This is a genomic window from Microbacterium sp. SCPM-O-B-15248 (M128), assembly GCF_058214835.1.
Window position 1 is genome coordinate 61,180 of sequence record NZ_JBYQLI010000011.1, and the last position, 22,841, is coordinate 84,020.

17 protein-coding genes are annotated in these 22,841 nt (G+C 70.6%); 11 read left to right on the forward strand and 6 right to left on the reverse strand.

Annotation, left to right across the window (positions count from 1 at the left end):
• The first annotated feature begins 25 nt into the window (after positions 1-25).
• Positions 26-2,824, forward strand: coding sequence for a preprotein translocase subunit SecA (gene secA, locus AC3E6M_RS15960; RefSeq protein WP_138177500.1), 2,799 nt, complete (start codon positions 26-28; stop codon positions 2,822-2,824).
• 111 nt (positions 2,825-2,935) lie between these two features.
• Positions 2,936-4,162, forward strand: a complete 1,227-nt coding sequence (locus AC3E6M_RS15965; RefSeq protein WP_490530494.1) for a pyridoxal phosphate-dependent aminotransferase — start codon at positions 2,936-2,938, stop codon at positions 4,160-4,162.
• Positions 4,163-4,169: 7 nt separating this feature from the next.
• Here AC3E6M_RS15965 and AC3E6M_RS15970 read toward each other — a convergent pair whose 3' ends face one another.
• Both AC3E6M_RS15970 and AC3E6M_RS15975 read right to left on the reverse strand, forming a co-directional pair.
• The gene (locus tag AC3E6M_RS15970; RefSeq protein ID WP_394529704.1) at positions 4,170-4,601 is read right to left on the reverse strand and encodes an Rv3235 family protein; all 432 of its coding nucleotides are present in this window, start codon (positions 4,599-4,601) and stop codon (positions 4,170-4,172) included.
• A gap of 126 nt (positions 4,602-4,727) precedes the next feature.
• Entirely contained in the window at positions 4,728-5,009 is a 282-nt protein-coding gene (locus tag AC3E6M_RS15975; RefSeq protein WP_138173349.1) for a MerR family transcriptional regulator, read from the reverse strand.
• A gap of 208 nt (positions 5,010-5,217) precedes the next feature.
• On the opposite strand from AC3E6M_RS15975, the gene AC3E6M_RS15980 reads away from it, so the two are divergent.
• The 3 genes from AC3E6M_RS15980 (at position 5,218) to AC3E6M_RS15990 (ending at position 12,538) form a co-directional block, all read left to right on the forward strand.
• Complete coding sequence (locus tag AC3E6M_RS15980; RefSeq protein ID WP_490530495.1) at positions 5,218-10,488, forward strand: ExeM/NucH family extracellular endonuclease; 5,271 nt, start codon at positions 5,218-5,220, stop codon at positions 10,486-10,488.
• Positions 10,489-10,534: 46 nt separating this feature from the next.
• Complete coding sequence (locus tag AC3E6M_RS15985; RefSeq protein WP_138173345.1) at positions 10,535-10,963, forward strand: hypothetical protein; 429 nt, start codon at positions 10,535-10,537, stop codon at positions 10,961-10,963.
• A 78-nt stretch (positions 10,964-11,041) separates the two neighbouring features.
• Complete coding sequence (locus AC3E6M_RS15990) at positions 11,042-12,538, forward strand: sensor histidine kinase (protein WP_138173343.1); 1,497 nt, start codon at positions 11,042-11,044, stop codon at positions 12,536-12,538.
• A gap of 150 nt (positions 12,539-12,688) precedes the next feature.
• Here the strand turns inward: AC3E6M_RS15990 and AC3E6M_RS15995 are convergent, their stop codons facing one another.
• Complete coding sequence (locus tag AC3E6M_RS15995; protein WP_013583608.1) at positions 12,689-12,937, reverse strand: WhiB family transcriptional regulator; 249 nt, start codon at positions 12,935-12,937, stop codon at positions 12,689-12,691.
• Between the two features lie 214 nt (positions 12,938-13,151).
• Here AC3E6M_RS15995 and AC3E6M_RS16000 point away from each other — a divergent pair, with 214 nt between their 5' ends.
• The gene (locus AC3E6M_RS16000; RefSeq protein WP_138173341.1) at positions 13,152-13,532 is read left to right on the forward strand and encodes a histidine kinase; all 381 of its coding nucleotides are present in this window, start codon (positions 13,152-13,154) and stop codon (positions 13,530-13,532) included.
• Between the two features lie 280 nt (positions 13,533-13,812).
• Here AC3E6M_RS16000 and bcp read toward each other — a convergent pair whose 3' ends face one another.
• The 3 genes from bcp to aroA are packed head-to-tail and all read right to left on the reverse strand — an operon-like array spanning position 13,813 to position 16,691.
• On the reverse strand, positions 13,813-14,286 hold the full coding sequence (gene bcp, locus AC3E6M_RS16005) for a thioredoxin-dependent thiol peroxidase (RefSeq protein ID WP_138173339.1): 474 nt from the start codon (positions 14,284-14,286) through the stop codon (positions 13,813-13,815).
• Complete coding sequence (gene rsgA, locus AC3E6M_RS16010; RefSeq protein WP_490530496.1) at positions 14,283-15,344, reverse strand: ribosome small subunit-dependent GTPase A; 1,062 nt, start codon at positions 15,342-15,344, stop codon at positions 14,283-14,285. Before rsgA ends, bcp begins: the two co-directional genes overlap by 4 nt.
• Before the next feature lie 3 nt (positions 15,345-15,347).
• Complete coding sequence (aroA, locus tag AC3E6M_RS16015; protein WP_490530497.1) at positions 15,348-16,691, reverse strand: 3-phosphoshikimate 1-carboxyvinyltransferase; 1,344 nt, start codon at positions 16,689-16,691, stop codon at positions 15,348-15,350.
• Between the two features lie 32 nt (positions 16,692-16,723).
• Here aroA and AC3E6M_RS16020 point away from each other — a divergent pair, with 32 nt between their 5' ends.
• Genes AC3E6M_RS16020 through AC3E6M_RS16040 form a run of 5 tightly spaced genes read left to right on the forward strand, consistent with a single transcriptional unit; the run spans position 16,724 to position 22,824 of the window.
• Positions 16,724-17,386, forward strand: coding sequence for a sigma-70 family RNA polymerase sigma factor (locus AC3E6M_RS16020; protein WP_138173333.1), 663 nt, complete (start codon positions 16,724-16,726; stop codon positions 17,384-17,386).
• Positions 17,383-17,625 carry a zf-HC2 domain-containing protein gene (locus AC3E6M_RS16025; protein WP_138173331.1) on the forward strand — a complete coding sequence of 81 codons (243 nt, stop codon included), beginning with the start codon at positions 17,383-17,385 and terminating at the stop codon, positions 17,623-17,625. Before AC3E6M_RS16020 ends, AC3E6M_RS16025 begins: the two co-directional genes overlap by 4 nt.
• Before the next feature lie 43 nt (positions 17,626-17,668).
• Positions 17,669-18,967, forward strand: a complete 1,299-nt coding sequence (locus AC3E6M_RS16030; RefSeq protein ID WP_490530498.1) for a GNAT family N-acetyltransferase — start codon at positions 17,669-17,671, stop codon at positions 18,965-18,967.
• 36 nt (positions 18,968-19,003) lie between these two features.
• Entirely contained in the window at positions 19,004-21,526 is a 2,523-nt protein-coding gene (locus tag AC3E6M_RS16035) for a bifunctional lysylphosphatidylglycerol flippase/synthetase MprF (RefSeq protein ID WP_490530499.1), read from the forward strand.
• Entirely contained in the window at positions 21,523-22,824 is a 1,302-nt protein-coding gene (locus tag AC3E6M_RS16040; protein WP_490530500.1) for an alpha/beta hydrolase, read from the forward strand. Before AC3E6M_RS16035 ends, AC3E6M_RS16040 begins: the two co-directional genes overlap by 4 nt.
• Positions 22,825-22,841: the final 17 nt, after the last annotated feature.

Consider the following 22,841-nt stretch of genomic DNA (forward strand, 5'->3'; position numbering starts at 1 on the left):
CGCACCCGACAGATGGAGATGCTTCGTGGCCAATCCGCTCGAGAAACTGCTGCGCGCCGGAGAGGGGCGCATCCTCCGCCGACTGCAGGGCGTCGTGAAGGCGACCGGTGCCCTCGAGGAGGACTACGAGCAGCTCACCGACGAAGAACTGCGCAACGAGACCGTCGAGCTGCGCGCGCGGTACGAGGCGGGCGAGACGCTCGACCAGCTCATGCCCGAGGCCTTCGCGGCGGTCCGCGAGGCGGCCAAGCGCACGCTCGGACAGCGTCCGTACGACGTCCAGATCATGGGCGGCGCGGCCCTGCACCTCGGAAACATCGCCGAGATGAAGACCGGTGAGGGAAAGACGCTCACCGCGGCCCTGCCGGCCTACCTCAACGCGATCGCGGGCAAGGGCGTCCACGTCGTCACGGTCAACGACTTCCTCGCGAGCTACCAGTCCGAGCTCATGGGTCGCGTGTACCGCGCCCTCGGCATGACGACCGGCACCATCGTGTCGGGTCAGACCCCCGAGATCCGTCGTGAGCAGTACGCCGCCGACATCAGCTACGGCACGAACAACGAGTTCGGCTTCGACTACCTGCGCGACAACATGGCGTGGCGCAGCGAGGACCTGGTGCAGCGCGGTCACTTCTACGCCATCGTCGACGAGGTGGACTCGATCCTCATCGACGAGGCGCGCACCCCGCTGATCATCTCGGGTCCGGCCTCCGGCGAGGCCAACCGCTGGTTCACCGAGTTCGCCAAGCTCGCGCGCACCCTCGAAGCGGGCGTCGACTACGAGGTCGACGAGAAGAAGCGCACCATCGGCGTGCTCGAGCCCGGGATCGAGAAGGTCGAGGACTACCTCGGCATCGACAACCTCTACGAATCGGCGAACACCCCGCTGATCTCGTTCCTGAACAACTCGATCAAGGCGATCGCCCTGTTCAAGCGCGACACCGACTACGTCGTGATGAACGACGAGGTCATGATCGTCGACGAGCACACCGGGCGCATCCTCGTCGGGCGCCGCTACAACGAAGGCATCCACCAGGCCATCGAGGCCAAGGAAGGCGTGCCGGTCAAGGCCGAGAACCAGACACTGGCCACGGTCACGCTGCAGAACTACTTCCGCTTGTACGACAAGCTCTCCGGCATGACCGGTACCGCCGAGACCGAGGCGGCGGAGTTCATGTCGACCTACAAGCTCGGCGTGGTCCCGATCCCGACGAACAAGCCCATGATCCGCAAGGATCAGGCCGACCTCGTCTACAAGAACGAGACGGCGAAGTTTGCCCAGGTCGTCGAGGACATCGTCGAGCGCCACGCGAAGGGCCAGCCGGTCCTCGTCGGCACGACGAGCGTCGAGAAGAGCGAGTACCTCTCGCGGCTGCTGTCCAAGAAGGGCGTGCGTCACGAGGTCCTCAACGCCAAGAACCACGCGCGCGAGGCCGAGATCGTCGCCCGCGCCGGGCGTCTGGGCGCGGTCACGGTCGCCACGAACATGGCCGGTCGCGGAACCGACATCATGCTCGGTGGAAACGCGGAGTTCCTCGCCGTGCAAGAGATGAAGGCGAAGGGACTCGACCCGGTCGAGACCCCCGAGGCGTACGAGTCCGAGTGGGATTCGGTCTACCAGTCCATGCGCGACACCGTCGCCGAGGAGGCCGCGAAGGTCACCGAGGCGGGCGGCCTGTATGTCCTCGGGACCGAGCGCCACGAGTCGCGTCGCATCGACAACCAGCTGCGCGGCCGCTCGGGCCGTCAGGGCGACCCCGGCGAGAGCCGCTTCTACCTCTCGCTCACCGACGACCTGATGCGCCTGTTCCAGTCGGGCGCCGCCGAGGCGATCCTCTCCCGCACGAACTTCCCCGACGACGTCGCGATCGAGTCCGGGCTCGTCTCGCGCGCGATCAAGAGCGCCCAGTCGCAGGTCGAGGCCCGCAACGCCGAGATGCGTAAGAACGTGCTGAAGTACGACGACGTCCTCAACCGCCAGCGTGAGGCCATCTACGCCGACCGCCGTCACATGCTCCAGGGCGACGACATCGCCGACCGCGTGCAGCACTTCATCGAGGATGCCATCACGGCGATCATCGACGACCACACCGGCAGCGGCCACACCGAGTCGTGGGACTTCGACGCGCTGTGGACCGAGCTGAAGACGATGTATCCGGTGAGCGTCACGATCGACGAGGTCGTCGCCGAAGCCGGCGGCAACAAGGGTCGCATCACCCCCGAGGGCCTCAAGCGCGAGATCATCTCGGACGCGCGCATCGCGTACGAGAACCGCGAGCAGACCCTCGGTGCCCCGGCGCTCCGCGAGCTCGAGCGTCGCGTCGTCCTGCAGGTGCTCGACCGCCGCTGGCGTGAGCACCTCTACGAGATGGACTACCTCAAGGACGGCATCGGTCTGCGCGCGATGGCCCAGCGCGACCCGCTCATCGAGTACCAGCGCGAGGGGTACCAGATGTTCCAGTCGATGATGGGGCAGATCAAGGAGGAATCCGCCGGATTCCTCTACAACCTCGAGGTCGAGGTCCGCAAGGGAGACGGCGAAGAGGTCACGCAGGTCGAGGCCAAGGGCCTCGCGCCCGCCCCCGTCGAGGGTCAGCGTCTGGAGTACTCCGCGGCGAACGACGCGGGCGAGGTCGAGGTCCGCAACGACCGCGGCCAGGTGCAGCAGGCGGCGACCAACCGCCTGCGTCAGGCCGGTCAGGCCGCCGCCCCCGCCGCCGACGCGCCCGCCGGTCCGCGCGGAGCCTTCGGCCAGCGCACCGACGCCGCCGAGCCCGCCGCAGGCAACCGCGCCGATCGTCGCGCCGCCGGCAAGAAGAAGTAACCCGCACGCGGATGCCGTGCTCCCGCCGTCTCGCGGGGGCACGGCATCCGTGCGTCCGGGAAGGCCACCGATGGTCGATTGGCCGGATCGCCGCGGGGATATCCTGAACCGATGAGCCCGCTGCGCCCCCTCGATCAGTCGTCGAAGCTGAAGGACGTCCTCTACGAGATCCGTGGGGAGGCCCTCGTCGAGGCCGATCGGCTCGAGGCCGAAGGGCACTCGATCCTCAAGCTCAACACCGGCAACCCGGCGATCTTCGGTTTCGAGGCGCCGCACCAGATCGTGCGCGACATGATCGCCTCGGTGCCCCACGCCCACGGCTACAGCGACAGCCGCGGCATCCTGTCCGCCCGCCGTGCGGTCGTCTCGCGGTACGAGCAGGAGCCCGGTTTCCCGCACGTCGATCCCGATCACGTGTACCTCGGCAACGGCGTGTCCGAACTGATCACGATGACGATGCAGGCGCTCCTCGACGAAGGCGACGAGGTGCTGATCCCCGCCCCCGACTACCCGCTGTGGACGGCGATGACGAGCCTCGGCGGTGGCACGCCCGTGCACTACCTGTGCGACGAGACCCGCGAGTGGCAGCCCGATCTCGAGGACATCCGCTCGAAGGTCACCCCGCGCACCAAGGCGATCGTCGTGATCAACCCGAACAACCCCACCGGCGCGGTGTACTCGCGCGAGGTTCTCGAGGGGCTCGCCGCGATCGCCCGCGAACACTCGCTGCTGGTGCTCGCCGACGAGATCTACGACCGCATCGTGTTCGACGACGCCGTGCACATCCCGATGGCCACCGTCGCGCCCGACCTGCTGTGCCTGACCTTCAACGGCCTGTCCAAGACCTACCGCGTCGCGGGCTACCGTTCGGGCTGGCTCGTCATCACCGGTCCCCAGGACCACGCCGAGGGGTTCCTGCACGGCATCAACCTGCTGGCATCCACCCGTCTGTGCCCGAACGTGCCCGCGCAGTTCGCCGTCCAGGCGGCGCTGTCCGGCGTGCAGTCGATCGACGGACTCATCGCCCCGACCGGCCGTCTGCACGAGCAGCGGGATGCCGCGTGGCAGGGCCTCGAAGCGATCCCGGGCGTGTCGTGCGTGCTGCCGCGCGGTGCGCTGTACGCCTTCCCGCGGTTCGATCCCGACGTGTACGAGATCCCCGACGACGCCAAGTTCGTCCACGACTTCCTGATCGCCGAGCACGTGCTGCTCGTGCAGGGATCGGGCTTCAACTGGCCCGCGACCGACCACGTGCGCATCGTGACGCTCCCCGAGGCGCGCGTGATCTCGGATGCCATCGAGCGCCTGGGCAACTTCTTGGCCTCTTGGCGGCCCTGAGCCGGGGTCAGAGCAGCGCCAGCGCGGTCACGCGCCAGCGTCCGTCCAGGCCTTCCACGCGCAGAGCGATCGCGCGTGTACGGGTGCGGGCGGAGGCGATGACGGTCGCTTCGACGACCCCGTCGGACGGCGAGAAGAGGTGCACCGACCGGATCTGGTGCACGTCGCGCGGGGTCGGCATGCGTCGCGCGCTGCGCGCGCGGGCCGCGAGCCCCGCGCGCACCACGATGGCGCGGTAGACCTCCTCGGTCGTCCACCGCGCCAGCTGCTCCGCTTCGCGCACCCCCGCGAACACCTCGAGCACGCCGCGGACGACGTTGCGGGTGAAGACCTCGGCGGAGGGCAGGTGCTCGGACGAGGTGCGCTGCGGGGCGAAGGACGACTCGGAGCGAACGGCGGCCGAGGTGCGCGCCGGGCCGCGGGGGAGGGGAACGGGCATGGGGGGCTTCCGTCTCAGGGCTACCGGTGGGATCAGTGGCCCCGACCGTAGGGGAGCCCGTGGGTGTCGGCGAGCGTCACCGACCCCGCCGACCGGCGTGATCCACGGGTGAAAGAGGACCGCTGATCAGTCGGGATGGCGCACGTCGCCGTGGCCCCACAGCTCGGGGAAGCTCGCGGTCTGCGACTGCAGCCAGAGCGCCGTTCTGCGGGCGTTCTCGGCTTGATCGTCGAGGTAGCCCTCCACGCTGTCGAGCTCGACGCGGCAGGTCTCGGGGTCGCCGATCCACACCCCGCGGATCCGGCCCTCCGTCACGAGCGACAGCACCGTCGCGACGTCGATCCCCAGCACCCGGGCCACGGACTCGGGGGTCGCGAACCGGTCGGGAGGTGAGGGGGCCTCGGACACGCGATCATTATGTCCCCCGAGTGCCCGATCCGACTCCTTCACCCGCAGATGTTCACCCGACGCCGCGCCCGTCGCCACGCGACTCCCGCGCCCGGAGACACCGTCGTGAAGCGCCGCGTTCGTGAACCGCTAACCTCGCGATCCCCCGCCGGTGATCATCGATCCCTACGGTCGCACGTGGTTCCCCACGCCTATCTAGGAGATCGCCATGTCTGCGCGCCCGTTGTCCATGTCGGCGCTGTCCAGCGCCCTCGCCGCCGCGATCGTCGGGGCGCTCATCCCCCTCGCGGCGATCGCACCCGCTCAGGCCGACACCGGAGGCTCGGGCGTCGTCATCAACGAGGCCTACCTCAAGGGCGGCAGCGCGAACGCGCCGTACGCGAAGAAGTTCGTCGAGCTATACAACCCGGGTGGGGTCGACGTCGACCTGTCCAGCTGGTCATTGCAGTACCGTTCGGCCACCGGCACCGGCGCATCCAACGGGGTGGGCGCGCTCAGCGGCACGATCAAGGCGCACGCGTACTTCCTCGTCCAGCTCAACGGCAACGGGTCCACCGGAGCGGCGCTGCCCACTCCCGACCTCGACCTCGCGGGCAAGATCACGCCGTCGGGTACGACCGGCACGCTCATCCTCGCCAAGACCACGAGCGCGGTCACCGCTCCCACCGGCAGCGTCACGAACCAGACCGCGATCGCCGACCTCCTCGGTTACGGCGCCTCGAACACGTTCGAGGGCAGCGTGGCCACCGTGACCGGCGCGAACAGCGTGCCGAACTCGCTCGCTCGCACCGGGTTCGCCGACACCGATGACAACGGCGCCGACTTCACCCAGCCCAGCGCGATCACGCCGCAGAACTCCGCATCGACGACGCCCTCGCCGTCGCCGTCGCCGTCCGCTTCTCCGTCCGCATCCCCCTCTGCGTCGCCCAGCGCATCGCCGAGCCCGTCACCGTCGACGCCCGCGGCATCCGTCACCCCGATCGCGACCATCCAGGGCACCGGTGATTCCTCGCCCCTGACCGGGCAGAGCGTCACCACGCGCGGTGTCGTCACGGCGGCGTACCCCACCGGCGGTTTCGCCGGGTACTACGTCCAGACCGAGGGGACGGGCGGCGCGGTCGACCTCGCCACCCACACCGCCTCCGACGGCCTGTTCATCTATTCGCCGTCGACCGTGTCCCAGGTCGCCGTCGGCGACCTCGTGCAGGTCACCGGAACCGTCGCGGAGTACTTCGGCCTCACCCAGCTGTCGGTCGCCGCGGGCGGTCTGAGCAAGGTCGGCACCGGCAGCGTCACCCCCGCCACCGTCGCCGTCCCCCGTGAAGCGTCGCAGCGCGAGGCGCTCGAGGGCATGCTCGTCGCTCCGCAGGGCGACTACACCGTCAGCAACACGTACTCGACCAATCAGTACGGCGAGATCGGCCTGGCCACCGGCACGAAGCCGCTCATCACGCCCACCGAGATCGCTCGCCCCGGAACGGCGGACTACACCGCCGCGGTGGCCGACAACGCCGCGCGCGCGGTCACGCTCGATGACGGCGCGACGATCAACTTCCTGGGCAGCACCGCCAACAAGGCGATCCCGCTGCCGTACCTGAGCAAGACCACCGTCTCGGTCGGCGCTGCGGCGACGTTCACGCGACCGGTGGTGCTCGACTACCGCAACAACGCCTGGAAGTTCCAGCCGACCACGCAGCTGACCGCCGACAACGACGCCTCGGTGTCTCCGGCGGCTTTCTCCCGCGTGCGTGCCGAGGCTCCCGCTGCGGTGGGCGGCGATATCAAGGTCGCGACCTTCAACGTCCTGAACTACTTCACCACCACGGGTGACACTCTCTCCGGCTGCTCCTTCTACAACGACCGCGCCGGTAACCCGATCACCGTCAACACGGGCTGCGACGCCCGCGGCGCCGCGAACGCCACGAACCTGCAGCGCCAGCAGGACAAGATCGTCACGGCGATCACCGCCCTCGGCGCCGACGTCGTGAGCCTCGAGGAGATCGAGAACTCCGCCGCCTTCGGCAAGAACCGCGACACCGCGCTCAGCACCCTCACCGCGGCACTGAACACCGCGGCCGGCAGCGACGTGTGGGCCTTCGTGGCATCCCCGTCTGCCCTGCCGGCGACGGAGGACGTCATCCGGACCGCCTTCATCTACAAGAAAGCGGCGGTGCGGACCGAGGGCGACTCGCGCATCCTCACCACGGGTTCGGCCTTCGACAACGCTCGCCGCCCGCTCGCGCAGAAGTTCGGCCTCGTCGGAAAGGGCGACGACTCGGAGTTCATCGCGATCGTCAACCACTTCAAGTCGAAGGGGTCGGGGAGTGGCGAGAACGCCGACAAGGGCGACGGTCAGGGCGCCTCGAACGCCTCGCGCGTCGCGCAGGCCGGTGACCTGGTGTCCTTCGCGGACGGTCTGAAGAGCGAGTGGGGCACCGACAAGGTGTTCCTGATGGGCGACTTCAACGCCTACTCGAAGGAAGACCCGATCGCTGTCCTCACCACCGCCGGCTACATCGACCAGGGGTCGAAGTCGGGCAAGTACTCCTACTCGTTCAGCGGACAGAGCGGATCGCTCGACCACGTCTTCGCGTCGGCGTCGGCCGACTCGCGCGTCCGCGGCGCCGACATCTGGAACATCAACTCGGGTGAGTCGATCGCTCTGGAGTACAGCCGCTACAACTACAACGCGACGAACTTCTACGACACCTCCGCGTTCCGCTCCAGCGACCACGACCCCGTCATCGTCGGCGTCGACCTCACCCCCACCGCGACGGTGAACCTGGTCGACATCAACGACTTCCACGGGCGCATCGACGCCAACACCCCGCAGTTCGCCGGCACCGTCGAGCAGCTGCGCGCCCAGTACGGAGAGGCCAACACCCTCTTCCTCTCCAGCGGCGACAACATCGGCGCCTCGCCGTTCGCGTCGGCCTCTCAGGACGACCAGCCGACGATCGACGTGCTCAACGCGCTCGACCTGAAGGCCTCCGCCATCGGCAACCACGAGTTGGACCGCGGCTTCGCCGACCTCGTCGACCGCGTGGTCGGCACGGGCCCCAACGCGAAGTTCGCCTACCTCGGTGCCAACGTGTACCGCAAGGGGACGACCACCCCGGCGCTGCCCGAGTACGCGATCAGCACGGTGTCGGGTCTGCGGGTCGGCGTCATCGGCACGGTCACGCAGGAGACCCCGGCGCTCGTCTCGCCCGGCGGCATCAGTGAACTCGACTTCGGCGACCCCGTCGAGGCCACCAACCGCGTCGCGGCCCAGCTGACCGACGGCGACCCCGCCAACGGGGAAGCGGACGTCATCGTCGCCGCCTACCACGAGGGCGCCGGCGCCGGCACCCCCGACGGGGCGACCCTGCAGCAGGAGATCGCCGCGGGCGGTCCGTTCGCCGAGATCGTCACCGAGACCTCGGCGAAGGTCGACGCGATCTTCACCGGGCACACGCACAAGACGTACGCGTGGGACGCTCCGGTCCCCGGAGTCGAAGGTCGCACGCGCCCGGTCATCCAGACCGGGAACTACGGCGAGAACATCGGCAACGTCGTCCTGACGGTGTCCGACACGACCGGCGACGTGCTCTCCTACACGGGTGCCAACGTCGCCCGCACCAAGGTGGCCACGAACACGCTCGTGTCGACCTACCCGCGGGTCGCCCAGGTCAAGAGCATCACGGATGCCGCCCTGGCCGCGGCCGCGCAGATCGGCAACCAGCCCGTCGGGTCGGTGTCGAAGGACATCACGACCGCGTTCGCCGGTGGCGCCTACACCAACGGTGTGTACGGTGGCGGCTCCCGCGACGACCGTTCGAAGGAGTCGACGCTCGGCAACCTCGTGGCCGACTCGCTCGTGGCCAGCCTCGGTACGGCCGAGCGGGGCGGCGCGCAGATCGGTGTGGTGAACCCGGGCGGCCTGCGCGCCGACCTGGCGTACGCTCCCGACGGCGTGGTCACCTACGCCGAAGCCAACGCGGTGCTCCCGTTCGTGAACAACCTGTGGACGACCTCGCTGACCGGCGCGCAGTTCAAGACCCTGCTCGAGCAGCAGTGGCAGACCAACCCGGACGGGACGGTGCCCTCTCGGCCCTTCCTGAAGCTCGGTCTGTCGAAGAACGTCGCATACACCTTCGACGCCTCCCGCGCGGCCGGCGACCGGGTCACTTCGATCTCGGTCGACGGCGCGCCGATCGACCCCACCGCCTCGTACCGCATCGGGTCGTTCAGCTTCCTCGTGCAGGGCGGCGACAACTTCCGGATCTTCACTCAGGGAACCGGAACGAAGGACTCCGGCCTCATCGACCGCGACGCGTGGATCGACTACGTGAAGGCGAACCCCGGGCTCGCTCCCGACTTCGCTCGGCGCTCGGCCCAGGTGACCGGCATCCCGTCGGCCCCCGTCACGGCTACGTCCTCGCTCTCGCTCGCGGTGTCGGGTCTGGACCTCACCTCCACCGGTAGCCCCGTCAACACCACGGCGACGGTCGAGTGGGTCGGGAGCTCCGCCACGTTCGCACCCGTGACGGTGTCGGGCGGCGCGGCGAACCTCGCCCTGACGGTGCCCGCCGACGCGGTCGCCGCCAGCCAGATCATCGTGCGGGCACAGCCCAGCGGCAGCGTCGTGCGCATCCCCGTCTCCGTGGCGGTCGACCGGGACGCGCCTCAGGTCGCACTTTCCGTGAGCGGTCGCACCGTGACGGTCTCGGCGACGGATGCCGGTTCGGGTGTCGCCTCGACCGAGTACCGGGTGGACGGCGGCGTCTGGACGGCGTACTCCGCCGCCCTGACCCTCGATTCCCGGGGACACACCGTTCAGGCGCGTGCCACCGACAAGGCCGGCAACGTCTCCGCCGTCGCCTCGGCGTCGCTGGCGTCGGTGGGCTCGACCGATGCGCCGGTGCTGACCGCGCGCGGGACGGCGCGGACCGTCGTCGTGGGCGACACCGCAGCGCCGGGTGGCGTCTCGGTCGCCGATGGGTCCGGGCACGCGATGTCGGGCGTCTCGGTGACCTTCACCGTCTCGGGGCCGGCCACGTTCGCCGGTGGCAAGACGAGCGTGCGGGTCACCTCGGACGCTCTCGGTCTGGCCGCCGCTCCGTCGGTGACGGCCTCGGGCGTCGGCACCGTGACGATCACCGCCGCGGCTTCCCGGGCGACGACGGTCACCCTCCCCGCGCTCACGGTCGTGGCGAAGGCGACCGCCCTCACCATCGACGGCACCGCGACGGCCGCCGTCGTCGGGGGCAAAGCGCGCCTCACGGTCACCGTGAAGAACACCTCGCCCGAGACGGTCACCGTGCGGGTGAAGAGCGCGTACGGCACGAAGACGCTCTCGTCCCTCGCCCCGGGGGCCTCGGCCGAGGCGATCTTCAAGACGGCGCTGACCTCGCTCCCGGCGGGCGCGGCGACCGTCGAGATCGCCGGCGCGTCGGGTGCCAACACCGTCGCGCTCTCCTACACGGCGACGCGGTGAGCGTCGTCACCGGTATCGCCTTCACCCAGGAACGGAACACCTGATCATGAACAAGTCCACTCCCGCCGACGGCGTCTCACGGCGGTCATTCACCACCGCCCTCGCCTGGAGCGTCCCGGTCGTGGCGGTCGCGGTCGCCGCTCCCGCGGCCTCCGCTTCCGGTCAGATCACGGCGAGCGCGTACGACATCTCCGACGTCGAGGTGGGTGACTCGTTCCCGCTGTCGATCGACGTGGCACGGGACGGCATGCCGCTGGCCGACGGCTCCGTCGTGACGGTGAGCCTCACCGACACCGACGTGCTCGAGTTCGACCCCGACGCGGACGGATACGTCTCTCCGACGTTCGCCACCGTGCCGACCGTCGGAGGGACGGCCAACGCCATCGTTCTGGTGCGCTCCTTCGGGGTCACCACCGGCGCGGTCGCGTACGGCTCGTCGCAGGCCACCTACACGGTGGGCGTGACGCAGGCCTGACCCCCTCCGCCGCTGCCCCGGGTGCGTGCACCCGGGGCAGCGGCATTCCCGTGGGATGCGGGCCTCTAGTGTGGAGGGGTGTCGACACTCAGCGAACTCGTCTACGCCCAGGGCCGCTCCAGCGAGGCCGATGTCGAGTGGCTGCACCGGCTCGCCGGTGACGGGCAGCTGCTGGCCGACCTCGCTTTCGCCGACATTGTGATCTGGGTTCCCACCCCCGACGACTCGTTCGTCGCCGTCGCGCACACCCGGCCCGGGGGAGCGGCGACGCTGTTCTACCGCGACATCGTCGGCGACCGCGTGCGCCCCCAGTGGCGGACGCAGGTGCGCGAGGCGTTCCAGAGCGGACGCATCGTCGACTCGGCATCCCCCGACTGGTTCGAAGAGACCCCGACGCGCGTGCGCGCGGTGCCCATCGTGCGCGAGCTCTCCCGCGAAGGGCACGCCGTGGCGACCGTGGGCGTGCTGACCCGCCACACCAACCTCGGCGAGACCCGCACCCCCTCACGCCAGCAGATCACCTTCAACGACTGCGCCGACGACCTGTTCGGCATGATCTCGTCGGCGGAGTTCCCCGATCTGAAGGCCCCCACCTCGCCGCGGCGCGGTGCGCCCCGTGCCTCCGACGGCCTGATCCGCCTCGACGTCGACGGGATCACCACGTTCGCGAGCCCCAACGCGCTCTCGGCGTTCAATCGCATGGGCTTCGACGACGAGCTCGAGGGGGAGTCCCTCGCCGAGGTCACCGAGCGCATCCTCCCCGCCAAGCGCCAGGACGTCGACGAGTCGCTCCCCATCGTGGTCACCGGTCGGGCGCCGTGGCGCGCCGACATCGAGGCGCGGGGCGTCCAGGTGTCGCTGCGGACGATCCCGCTCCGCGACCGGGGGACGCGGATCGGCGCGATCGTGCTCAGCCGCGACGTCACCGAGATCCGCCACCAGGAGCAGGAGCTCATCACCAAGGACGCGACGATCCGCGAGATCCATCACCGCGTCAAGAACAACCTCCAGACCGTGGCATCCCTCTTGCGCATCCAGGCGCGGCGCACGCACTCCGACGAAGCCCGGGATGCCTTGACCCAGGCCATGCGGCGCGTCTCGGCGATCGCGGTGGTCCACGACACCCTGTCCGAGGGGCTGGCGCAGAACGTCGACTTCGACGACGTGTTCGCGCGCGTGCTGAAGCTCGTCGCCGAGGTGGCGGCGGCCCCGAACACCCGTGCCCGCACACGCAGCACCGGCCGGTTCGGAACGCTGCCCAGCGAGTACGCCACCCCCCTCGCTCTGGCGCTGACCGAACTCGTCACGAACGCCGTCGAGCACGGACTGGCCGGCCAGGAGGGCGACGTCGAGATCTCGGCCGAGCGCGGCGACGAGATGCTCGAGGTGCGCGTACGCGACACCGGTGTCGGTCTCCCCGAGGGGCAGGTCGGCCGGGGCCTCGGCACGCAGATCGTGCGGACGCTGATCCAGGGCGAACTCGGCGGCACGATCGACTGGCACACCCTGATGGGCAACGGCACCGAGGTCACGATCGAGATCCCGCTGCGCTACATCGACCGCTCGGCGGGCTGACCGCCGCGGGGTCGCACGCTCAGCGATGCGCGCAACCTCCGAGGGCGGGGGAGGAACCCGCTGAGGTTGTGCGCATCACTGATTCTGTGACCCGCCGGAAACGACGAAACCCACCCCGAGGGGTGGGTTTCGTCTCTGCCGAGACCGTCGTCAGGACGCGCGGCGGGCGCGCGCGGCGCGACGCTTGAGGGCTCGGCGCTCGTCCTCGGAGAGGCCGCCCCACACGCCCGAGTCCTGGCCGGACTCGAGGGCGTACTGCAGGCAGACCTCGGTGACGGTGCAGCGCGCGCAGACCGACTTGGCCTTCTCGATCTGGTCGACCGCGGGTCCGGTGTTGCCCACGGGGAAGAACAGCTCGGGGTCGACGGTCAGGCAGGCTGCTTTGTCGCGCCAATCCATAGGGGTGCTCCTTGTTGCGGAAGATTTTTCATCGGCGGGCACCGGGGTTCGGGTCCGGTACCCTGGTGGGAACGCGAGCGATCGCTCGCCCCACGTCGCTGTGGGAGCACACGGCTTTTCCCATGCTCCCACAGCGCTTCCGGCCGATCAAGAGGTAACCGGCAGGTTTCCAGGTTGCAACGCCGGGGAAACACTCGTCGGGAAGGATGCGGTGATGCCGGTTCGTCTTCTGGCAGCTCTCGTGCTCGGACTCGAGGCGGTCGGCATCCTGGCCCTCGCCGGGTGGCAGGTGGTCGCGCTCGTGGGCGGAGACACCGATTCGGTCGTCAGCTCGCTCGCGCTCATCGTGCTCACCGTCATCGGCGCGGCTGCGATCGGGGCGTTCGCCGTCGCGACAGCGCGCGACGTCTCGGCCGGGCGCTCCGGCGGCATCGTGACGCAGCTGCTGATCCTGTCGGTCGCGATCGGCGCCGTGACGGGGGAGTGGGCGTCCGCCACGGCCGCGCTGCTCATCGCCGCGCCGGCCGTCGTGGGCCTCGTCCTGCTCGTGCTCGCCGTACGAGCCGCGGCCCCGCGACGACGCGACGACACCTGACGCACGGCGTCGCCGCCCCCCCGGTCGACCCCGGATCCATTCGCCGTGCCGCGGTCCATCCACCGTCCCGCGCGTGCGCGTGGGCGCGGTCGCGCGGGCACAACGAAGGAGAACCGTGTCCCGCGTCGTTCGGCCGCCGCGTCATCACGGGCCGCAGCCGTCTTCCGGGTTCGGATCTCCTTCGTCGTGTCTGCGGGCGTGCTCCGCCGCGCGGCGTCGAGTCGTGTCCGCGGGCGGGCTCTGACGTGGAGCGTCGAAGGGCGAGGGGGAGACCGGTGGGTCAGGCGGTGGCCAGGCCCAGGGCCTTGCGCAGGCGTGCGACGTGGCCGGTGGCCTTGACGTTGTACTGCGCCTCGACGATGCGGCCCTCTTCGTCGACGACGAAGGTGGAACGGAGCACGCCGGTGATGGTCTTGCCGTAGTTCTGCTTCTCGCCCCACGCACCGTACGCCTCGTGCACCGCGTGGTCGGGGTCGCTCAGCAGCGGGAAGGTGAGTCCGTCGCTGTCGCGGAAGGAGCGCAGCTTCTCGGGGGTGTCGCGAGAGACGCCGAGCACGGTGTACCCCGCGCCCTGCAGCGACGCGAGGCTGTCGCGGAAGTCGCACGCCTGCGTCGTGCACCCGGGTGTCTGCGCCGCGGGGTAGAAGTACACGATCACGCGGCGACCGCGGAAGTCGCTCAGCGAGACGGGGTGCTCGTCCTGGTCGAGCAGGGTGAAATCGGGAGCGGCCTGGCCGGCTTCGAGAATCGTCACCCCTCCAGCCTAGAACGCTCGATGGACTGGAACGTCGTGAGCAGCCGTTGCAGCGAGTCCAGTCGTGCCGCCGCTCCCGGACCCAGGCGACCGGATGCCACGGCCTCGATGATCGCGCAGTCGGGGGCGTCGGGCAGGTGCGTGCAGCCGCGCGGGCACTCCTCGGCCACTTCGGCGAGGTCGGTGAAGGCGGCGAGGACGTTCGCGGGGTTGACGTGCCCCAGGCCGAACGAGCGCACGCCCGGGGTGTCGATGACCCACCCCGACCCGGCCGGGCCGCGGTAGCGCAGCGAGACCGTCGACGACGAGGTGTGGCGCCCTCGCCCCGTCACCTCGTTGACGTGACCCGTCGCGCGCACCGAGCCCGTCAGCGCGTTCACGAGCGTGGACTTGCCGACGCCGGAGTGCCCGACGAACACCGTCGAGTGCCCGACGAGGGCCTCGCCGATGCGCTCGAGCGGCATGGCGTCCTGCCCGCTGGTGAACACGCGGAGGTCGACGCCGTCGAAGTGCGCGAGGAACTCGCTCGGGTCGGCCAGGTCGGTCTTGGTCACCACGAGCAACGGACGGATGCCGGCATCCAGGGCAGCGACGAGGTACCGGTCGACGAGGCGTTCGCGCGGCTCGGGGTCGGCGGCGGCGACGACGACGAGCATCTGGTCGGCGTTGGCCACGATGACGCGCTCGACCTGATCGGTGTCGTCGGCGCTGCGGCGGAGCAGCGACGTGCGCTCCTCGATCCCGATGATGCGGCCGAGCGTCCCCTCGGTGCCCGAGAGATCGCCGACCACGCGGGCGCGGTCGCCGTTGACGATGGCCTGCTTGCGGAGCTCGCGGGCCCGCGTGACGAGCACACGGCGCTCGTCGGGGCCGTCCTCGTCGATCAGCACCGTGTACCGGCCGCGATCGACGGCCAGGACCCGGGCGATGCGGGCGTCGGCGTGCGCCGGTCGGCGCTTCGTGCGCGGCCGGTTCCCCTTGGGATTCGGGCGGACCCGGACCGACGACTCGTCGAATTCCGGTTCGTCGTCGTCGGCGGCGTCGTCGAGCCAGCTCACGCGTCAGCCCGAGACATCGGTGCCCAGCATCGCGTGCCAGAGGGCGGCGAACTGCGGCAGGGTCTTCGCCGTGGTGCCGATGTCATCGATCACGACGCCCGGGGTGCGCAAGCCGATGAGGGCGCCCGTCGTGGCCATCCGGTGGTCGTGGTGCGCCCTCCACCCGCCGCCGTGGAGAGGAGCGGGGACGATGCGGATGCCGTCCTCGAGCTCGTGCGCCTCGCCCCCGAGGCTGCGCAGGTTGCCCACGAGGGCGGCGATGCGGTCGGTCTCGTGGCCGCGGATGTGCCCGATCCCGTGCAGGGTCGTGGGGCCGTCGGCGAACGCGGCGAGCCCGAAGATCGTGGGCGCCAGCTCACCCGCGGCGGCCAGGTCGAGCTCGGCGCCGACGATGCGGTCGCCGGCCGTGACGGTGAGGGTGCCGCCGCGCCGGCTGACGTGGGCGCCCATCTCGCCGAGGATCTCGGGGAGGAGCGCACCGGGCTGCGTGCTGTGCGCCGGCCATCCGGTGATCGCGACGGAGCCGCCGGCGACCATCGCCGCCGCGAGGAACGGGGCGGCGTTGGAGAGGTCGGGCTCGATCGCGATGTCCTTCGCGCGCACGGGGCCCGCGGGGACGATCCACTCGCCCGTGGACGGACGCTCGACGTGGACGCCGCGGTGGGCGAGCGCTTCGATGGTCATGTCGATGTGCGGCAGGCTCGGCAGGCGCGAGCCCACGTGCCGGAGGTGCAGGCCGACGTCGAAGCGCGGCGCGGCCAGAAGCAGCCCCGACACGAACTGGCTCGACTGGCTCGCGTCGATCTCGACCTCGCCGCCGCGCACCTGTCCGTGCCCGCGGACGGTGAAGGGCAGGGTCCAGTTGCCCCCGTCGTCGATGTCGACGCCGACCTCGCGCAGGGCCGAGATCATCGCGCCCATCGGGCGGTGCAGGGCGCTCTCGTGGGCCGTGAGATGCACGTCGCCGCGGGAGAGTCCGGCGACGGGCGTCACGAAGCGCATGACGGTGCCGGCCTGACCGCAATCCACGGTCGTGCCGCCGGTGAAGGCGGCGGGAGGCGTCACGCGCAGGTCGGGCCCGAAGGGCGAACCCTCGTCGATCTCTTCGATCCCCACGCCCAGGACACGCAGCGCGTCGATCATGCGGGCGGAGTCGTCGGAGTGCAGGGGCGCGTGCAGGACACCCGGGCCGTCGGCGAGCGCCGCCAACACGAGCTCGCGGTTGGTCAGCGACTTCGAGCCGGGGACGGTCACCGTGGCATCCACCGCCGTGTCGGCGACGGGCGCGGCCCATTCTCCGCGCGGCGCGGCGGTCGGGGAAAGGGGGGAATACCCGTGGTCGCTCATCGGTTCCTACCCTACTGAAAGGGGGACGACACATGACCGCACTTCTCCAGCGTCCGGCGCTGCAGTGGGCGTCGGGAACGCCCGACGTAGACTTGCGCCTGATGGACGACACGGCAGATGCGACGGAGCCTCGCGCGCAGTTCGAAGAGCAGGCGCTGCCCTTCATGGATCAGCTCTATGCGGCGGCGATGCGCATGACGCGCAACCCGGCCGACGCGGCCGACCTCGTGCAGGAGACCTTCGTCAAGGCCTTCGGTTCGTGGTCGACGTTCACCCAGGGCACCAACCTCAAGGCGTGGCTGTACCGCATCCTCACGAACACGTACATCAACACGTACCGCAAGAAGCAGCGCGAGCCCTATCAGAGCGCCATCGACGACCTCGAGGACTGGCAACTCGGCGGGGCCGAGTCCACCACGGCCACGAGCGCCCGCTCGGCCGAGGCCGAAGCGATCGACCACATGCCCGCGTCCGTCGTCAAGGACGCCCTGCAGTCGATCCCCGAGGATTTCCGGATGGCGGTGTACCTCGCCGACGTCGAGGGCTTCGCCTACCAGGAGATCGCCGACATCATGAAGACTCCGATCGGCACGGTCATGAGCCGTCTGCACCGCGGCAGGCGGCTGCTGCGCGACCTGCTGTCGGATTATGCGAAGGAGCGCGGCATCCAGGCCGCGACGGGAGTGAAGAAATGAGCGACTGCGGCTGCGACAAGGCCCGACGCGATCTGGAGGAGTACCTCCGGAACGAGGTCTGCAAGACCGAGCACAACGACATCCGCGAGCACCTCGAGAACTGCCCCGGATGCCAGGACGAAGCGCTCGTGGCCCGGACCCTCACCGAGGTCGTGGCGCGGGCGTGCAAGGAGACCGCGCCGGACGAGTTGCGCGACCAGGTGCTGTCGCGCCTGCGTTCCATCCAAGCGACCCACTGAGACCCTCGGGCGGAGTGTCCCCGGTCGTCTCTAGGCTGGGAGCATGGCTCCGACGCAGACCTCGACCCTTCCGCTGGACACCGCCTCCTCGAACGCATTGGCCGAATCCGGCCTCGAGTACGCCCTTGTCGACCCCGACGGAGACGCCTTCGCACCGTTCCTGAGGTCGGTGTCGCGGGGATTCCTCGGCGAGGAGCCGACCGCCGAAGAGGTCGAGAGCGCGCGGAAGTCGTTGCGCGATCGTCGACTCACGGGAGTGTTCGACCGCGCGGGCGCCGTTCCCGAGGCTCCCGTCGCCACCGTGGATTCGTGGGCGAGCGAGCTCACCGTCTCGCCGGGCCGCACGCTCCCGCTCTGGTCGATCAGCGCGGTCACGGTCGCGCCCACGCACCGCCGCCGCGGGATCGCACGGGCGATGCTCACCGGCGAACTGCGCACGGCCGCCGCCGCGGGGTACGCCCTGGCGGGTCTCACCGTGACCGAGGCCACGATCTACGGGCGGTGGGGCTTCTCTCCCGCCGCCTGGGCATCGGACGTCGTCGTGGACACCAGCCGCGCCCGCTGGACGGGTCCGGTCGCACCGGGGCGTCTGGACTTCGTCGCACCCGAGAGCCTGCCCGAGCGGCTGGCCGCGGTGCACGAGCGCATCCGCGTGCGCCGACCGGGCGCGGTCCCCGGGTGGGAGGGCCGTTGGCGCGGTGTCGCCGGGCTGACGCCCGAGTCGAAGGATGCCAAGAAGATCCGCGCCGTGGCGTACCGCGACCTCGACGGCGTCGAGCGGGGCATCCTGGTGTACACGCTCGACGAGCGCGAGGACTACACCGCCCACGACCTGCAGGTGCGCGCGCTGTTCGCCGACGGCGACGAGGCGCTCGCTGCGCTGTGGCGATTCGCCCTCGAACACGACCTCGTCGCCCGCGTGAAGGCCGATCTGCAGCCGCCGGCCCCGCCAGTGCAGTGGATGATCTCCGACCGCCGGGCGGTCACGGCCACCCTCACCGACCACCACTGGCTCAGGGTGCTCGACGTGCCGCGGGCTCTGGCATCCCGTGACTACTCGGGCGCGCTCGACATGGTCTTCGGGATCGACGACCCCCTCGGCTTCGCACACGGCGCGTGGGCCGTGCGCATCGACGCCGGCGGGGCCGCGGTCGTGGAACCCACCGACGCCGAGCCCGACGTGCGGATGCCGGTCGGGGCGCTCGCCTCGCTGCTGCTCGGGGGCGTGCGCGCCACCGAACTGGCCTCGGCCGGACTGGTCGCGGGGGAGCCCGCCCGACTCGGCGAGATCGACGGCGCGTTCGCTCCTGCCGCCACGCCCCTCCTGGACATCTGGTACTGAGTGCTGCCCACAGAGTCGCCAAGTAGCATCCCGCCGATGTCCGACGCTCCGCCCGACCCCGCCGCCCCGGCGCGCGGTCGGCGTACCCGCGAACGCGGGGCCGCATTCGTTCGGGCCGTCCGACGGTACCTCGCGCTGCATCCGGTCTCGTCCGCGTTCGTCGTCGTGGTGCTGTCCACGGCCGCCCTGACGGGCACGCTATGGGGACAGGACGCGTCGGTCTGGGGGGCCGGGCCCCTCGCGACCTTCACCGTCGGTCGCTGGTGGACGGTGATCACCGCGCTCGTGATCCCGGACTCGCCGATCGACGCCGTCGTGTCGGTGGCGCTCGCGCTGACGGCGCTCGCGTACGCCGAACGCTTGCTCGGGTCGCGACGCACGGCCGTGCTCCTCGGGGTCCTCGGCGTGGGCGGGCTGCTGACGGGGATCGGCTTCCACGCCGCCGCGTGGGCGGTGACCGACCTGCGCCCCGTGGTGGCCGCCGAAGTGCCGGTCCTCGATCCCACCACCCCGATCGCCGGGGTGGTCATGGCCGCGTCCGCCTTCGCGCCCACGCTGTGGCGTCGCCGCCTCCGGCTCGTGGGGTTCGCGACCCTCGCGCTGTTCGCCCTCTACGCCGGCGACGCCGACTCGTGGTACCGCGTGACCGCTGCGGTGATCGGTCTGGGCGTGGGCGAGATCCTCGCGCGTGGGCGGGAGCGGCGCGCGTGGCACCGCAGCTCCACGCGCGAGACGCGCACCCTGCTCGCGCTCCTCGTTGAGGTCGTGGGGAGCGGCCCTCTCGTCGCCCTCGTGAGCGGCGGCGGTCGTGGGCCCCTGTCCCTCGTGGTCGACGCCTACACCCAGTACGACGACGAGCTCCTCGCGCGCTGCGGCCGGGTCTCGTCCGCGGTGTGCGACGAGCAGCTGGCGCTGCTGATGACGCGCGGGCTCGGTCCTGCCCTGTTGGCCGTGACGCCGCTCGTCCTGATGCTGGTGGCCGCGTGGGGGCTGCGGCTCGGCCGCCGTGCGGCGCTCATCCTGGCGGTGCTCGCGCTCACGGCATCCGCGGTCATCCCCGTCGTGTCGCTCGTGGACGGCCGCTTGCGCATCGACCCGTGGGTGGACGGCAGCGGCGCCGAGTACGTCCTGTGGGCGCTGGCGACGGTGGCCATCCCGTTGACGCTCGCCGTCGTGCTGCTCGTCGCCCGCGGACGCTTCCCGGTGCGGGCCACCCGGCGCGCCGCCCGCACGGTCGCCGGGGTGATCGGCGTCGCGTTCCTCGCCTGCGCGACGGCGTTCTTCATCATCGAGTCGCTGGGGCGCCGCGCCTTCGACCGGGACCCGTCGATCCCCGACCTCGTCCTGCTCACCCTGCGGCGCTTCCTTCCGCCGGCGTACACGAACCCGGCGGGCTCCGGCACGTTCCCCCACCACGGTCCGGCGCTCTTCGCGTATCAGTGGGTGGGCGTGCTGTTCTGGGCCATCGCGATCGGCGCGATCCTCTGGCTCTATCGGCGGGTACAGCGTCCTGATCCCGGCGACACCCTCCGGTACCGCGAACTGCTGCGGCGGGGGAGCGACACCCTGGGTTTCCTCGGCACTTGGTCCGGCAACCGGCACTGGTATTCCGAGGACCGCGAGTGCGCGGTGGCCTATCGCCTCGTGGGCGACGTCGCGCTCGCCGTCGCCGATCCGGTCGCGCCGGCGGCTCGCCGGCCGGAAGTGCTGCGCACGTTCTCGGAATTCTGCGTCGAGCACGGGTGGATCCCGGCCTTCTACAGCGTTCACGCGGACACCGCCGCCGACCTCGAGGGCCTCGGTTGGCGCCATGTGCCGGTCGGCGTCGAGACCGTCATGGATCTGCCCGGTCTGACGTTCGCGGGCAAGGCGTGGCAGAAGGTGCGTCAGCCGCTCACCCGCGCCGAGCGCGAGGGCTACACCGCGGTCTGGACGCGCTGGCACGAGCTCACCGTCTCGCAGGCCTCTCAGATCATCGCGATCGACGAGGAATGGGTCGCCGATCGGGCGCTCCCCGAGATGGGCTTCACGTTGGGCTCCCTCGACGAGCTGCGCGACCGCGATGTGCGGCTGCTCCTGGCGGTCGGGCCCGACGGTCGCATCGAGGCCGTCACGAGCTGGATGCCGTCCTGGACCGACGGCGCGGTGACCGGATGGACGCTCGACTTCATGCGCCGACGCGCCGACGGCCCCAACGGGATGATGGAGTTCCTCATCGCCAAGGCCGCCCTGCAGCTGCAGGAGGAGGGCGCGGCGGTCCTGAGTCTGTCGGGGGCTCCGCTGGCCGAGGCGCCGGATGCGCCCATGGACGGCGACCCCGCGCCGTTGCGCGCGCTGCTGCGCTGGCTGGCCGAGGTTCTCGAACCCGCGTACGGGTTCGCTTCGCTGTTCCGTTTCAAGGGCAAGTTCCGCCCGCGCTACCGCGAGCTCACGCTGGCGTACCGCGATCCGCTGCACCTGCCCGCCATCGGCGCCGCCGTCGGTCGCGCCTATCTGCCGGATGCGTCCCGTCGTGAGATCGTCGCTCTGGCCCGGACCGCGTGGGGAGGCCGTCGGTGATCCGATTCGTGCTGTCATTCGAACTCATCGATTCGCCGCTGCTCATCGTGTGCGCCGTGATCGCCGCCCTCGGCGCGGTGGCGGTCATCGTGTGGCCTCCGCGCCGTCTCGTGCGCACCCTCATGATCGGCCTCGGGACCGGAGTCGTCATGTACGGCGTGGCTCGGGTCCTCGAGCACTTCGGCGTCTTCCAAGGGCCGTTGCCGTCCGGCGCGGGCCTCTGGGCAGCCGGAGGCGTCGCCGCCGCGGCGGTGGGCGTCGTGGGGATCTGCCGCCGACCCTGGGGGCGGCGGATCGTCGGTTCCGTCACGGTCCTCGCCTCGCTGTTGGCCGCGGCGCTGGGGGTCAACGCCTCCTACGGAGTGACGCACAACCTCGCCGCCATCCTCGGTGTGCAGGCCCTCGATCCGGCCTCCCTCCCACAGCAGAATGCCGCCGCGGGAGACCCCGCGGCCCTCTACCAGGCCTGGGAGCCCCCGGCCGATATGCCCGCGAAGGGAACGGTGAGCGCCCTGACCGGCAGCACCAAGATCCCCACGGGACAGTACGCCGCACGCGACGCGTCGCTGTATCTTCCCCCTGCCGCTCAGGTCGCGAACCCCCCGGCGTTGCCCCTTCTGGTGTTCATGATGGGACAGCCCGGCTCGCCGGACCCCACCGCGCTGGCGAAGGCCCTCGACGCCTTCGCGTCGACGAACAAGGGTCTCGCTCCGATCGCGATCGTGGTGGACCAGCTCACCGCGCCCGACCGCGACCCGGCCTGCGTCGACTCCGCGAAGTTCGGCGCCGTCGCCACGTACATCAACCAGCTCGTGCCGCAGTGGGCCGAACAGAACCTCAACATCGTCAAGGACCACCGGTACTGGACGATCGGCGGTTTCTCCAACGGCGGCTCCTGCGCAGTCATGTACGGCGCGAAGTACCCCCATGTCTGGGGGCAGATGCTCGACGTCATGGGAAACGAGTTCCCCGGTTCCGAGCACGTCGACCAGACGGTGGCGGACGTCTACAACGGCGACGCCGCCGCGTTCCAGGCGAACAAGCCGTCGGTGATCATGAGTTCCGCACCGGCGGGCACCTACGCCGGTCACACCGCGATCTTCACGTGGGGCAGTCTCGACACCACGTACGGTCCCGGTCAGCTCGCGAACTCCCAGGTGGCCCAGGCGGCGGGTTTCACCGTGCTGACCCACATCGTCGAGGGAGCGGGACACACCGGCGAGGCGCTCGACGGGAGCCTCGCGTTCGCGATCCCGGCGCTGGCCCCGACGCTCGGCCTCGCCGCCCCGGCATCCTGAACTCGACGACGACGAGG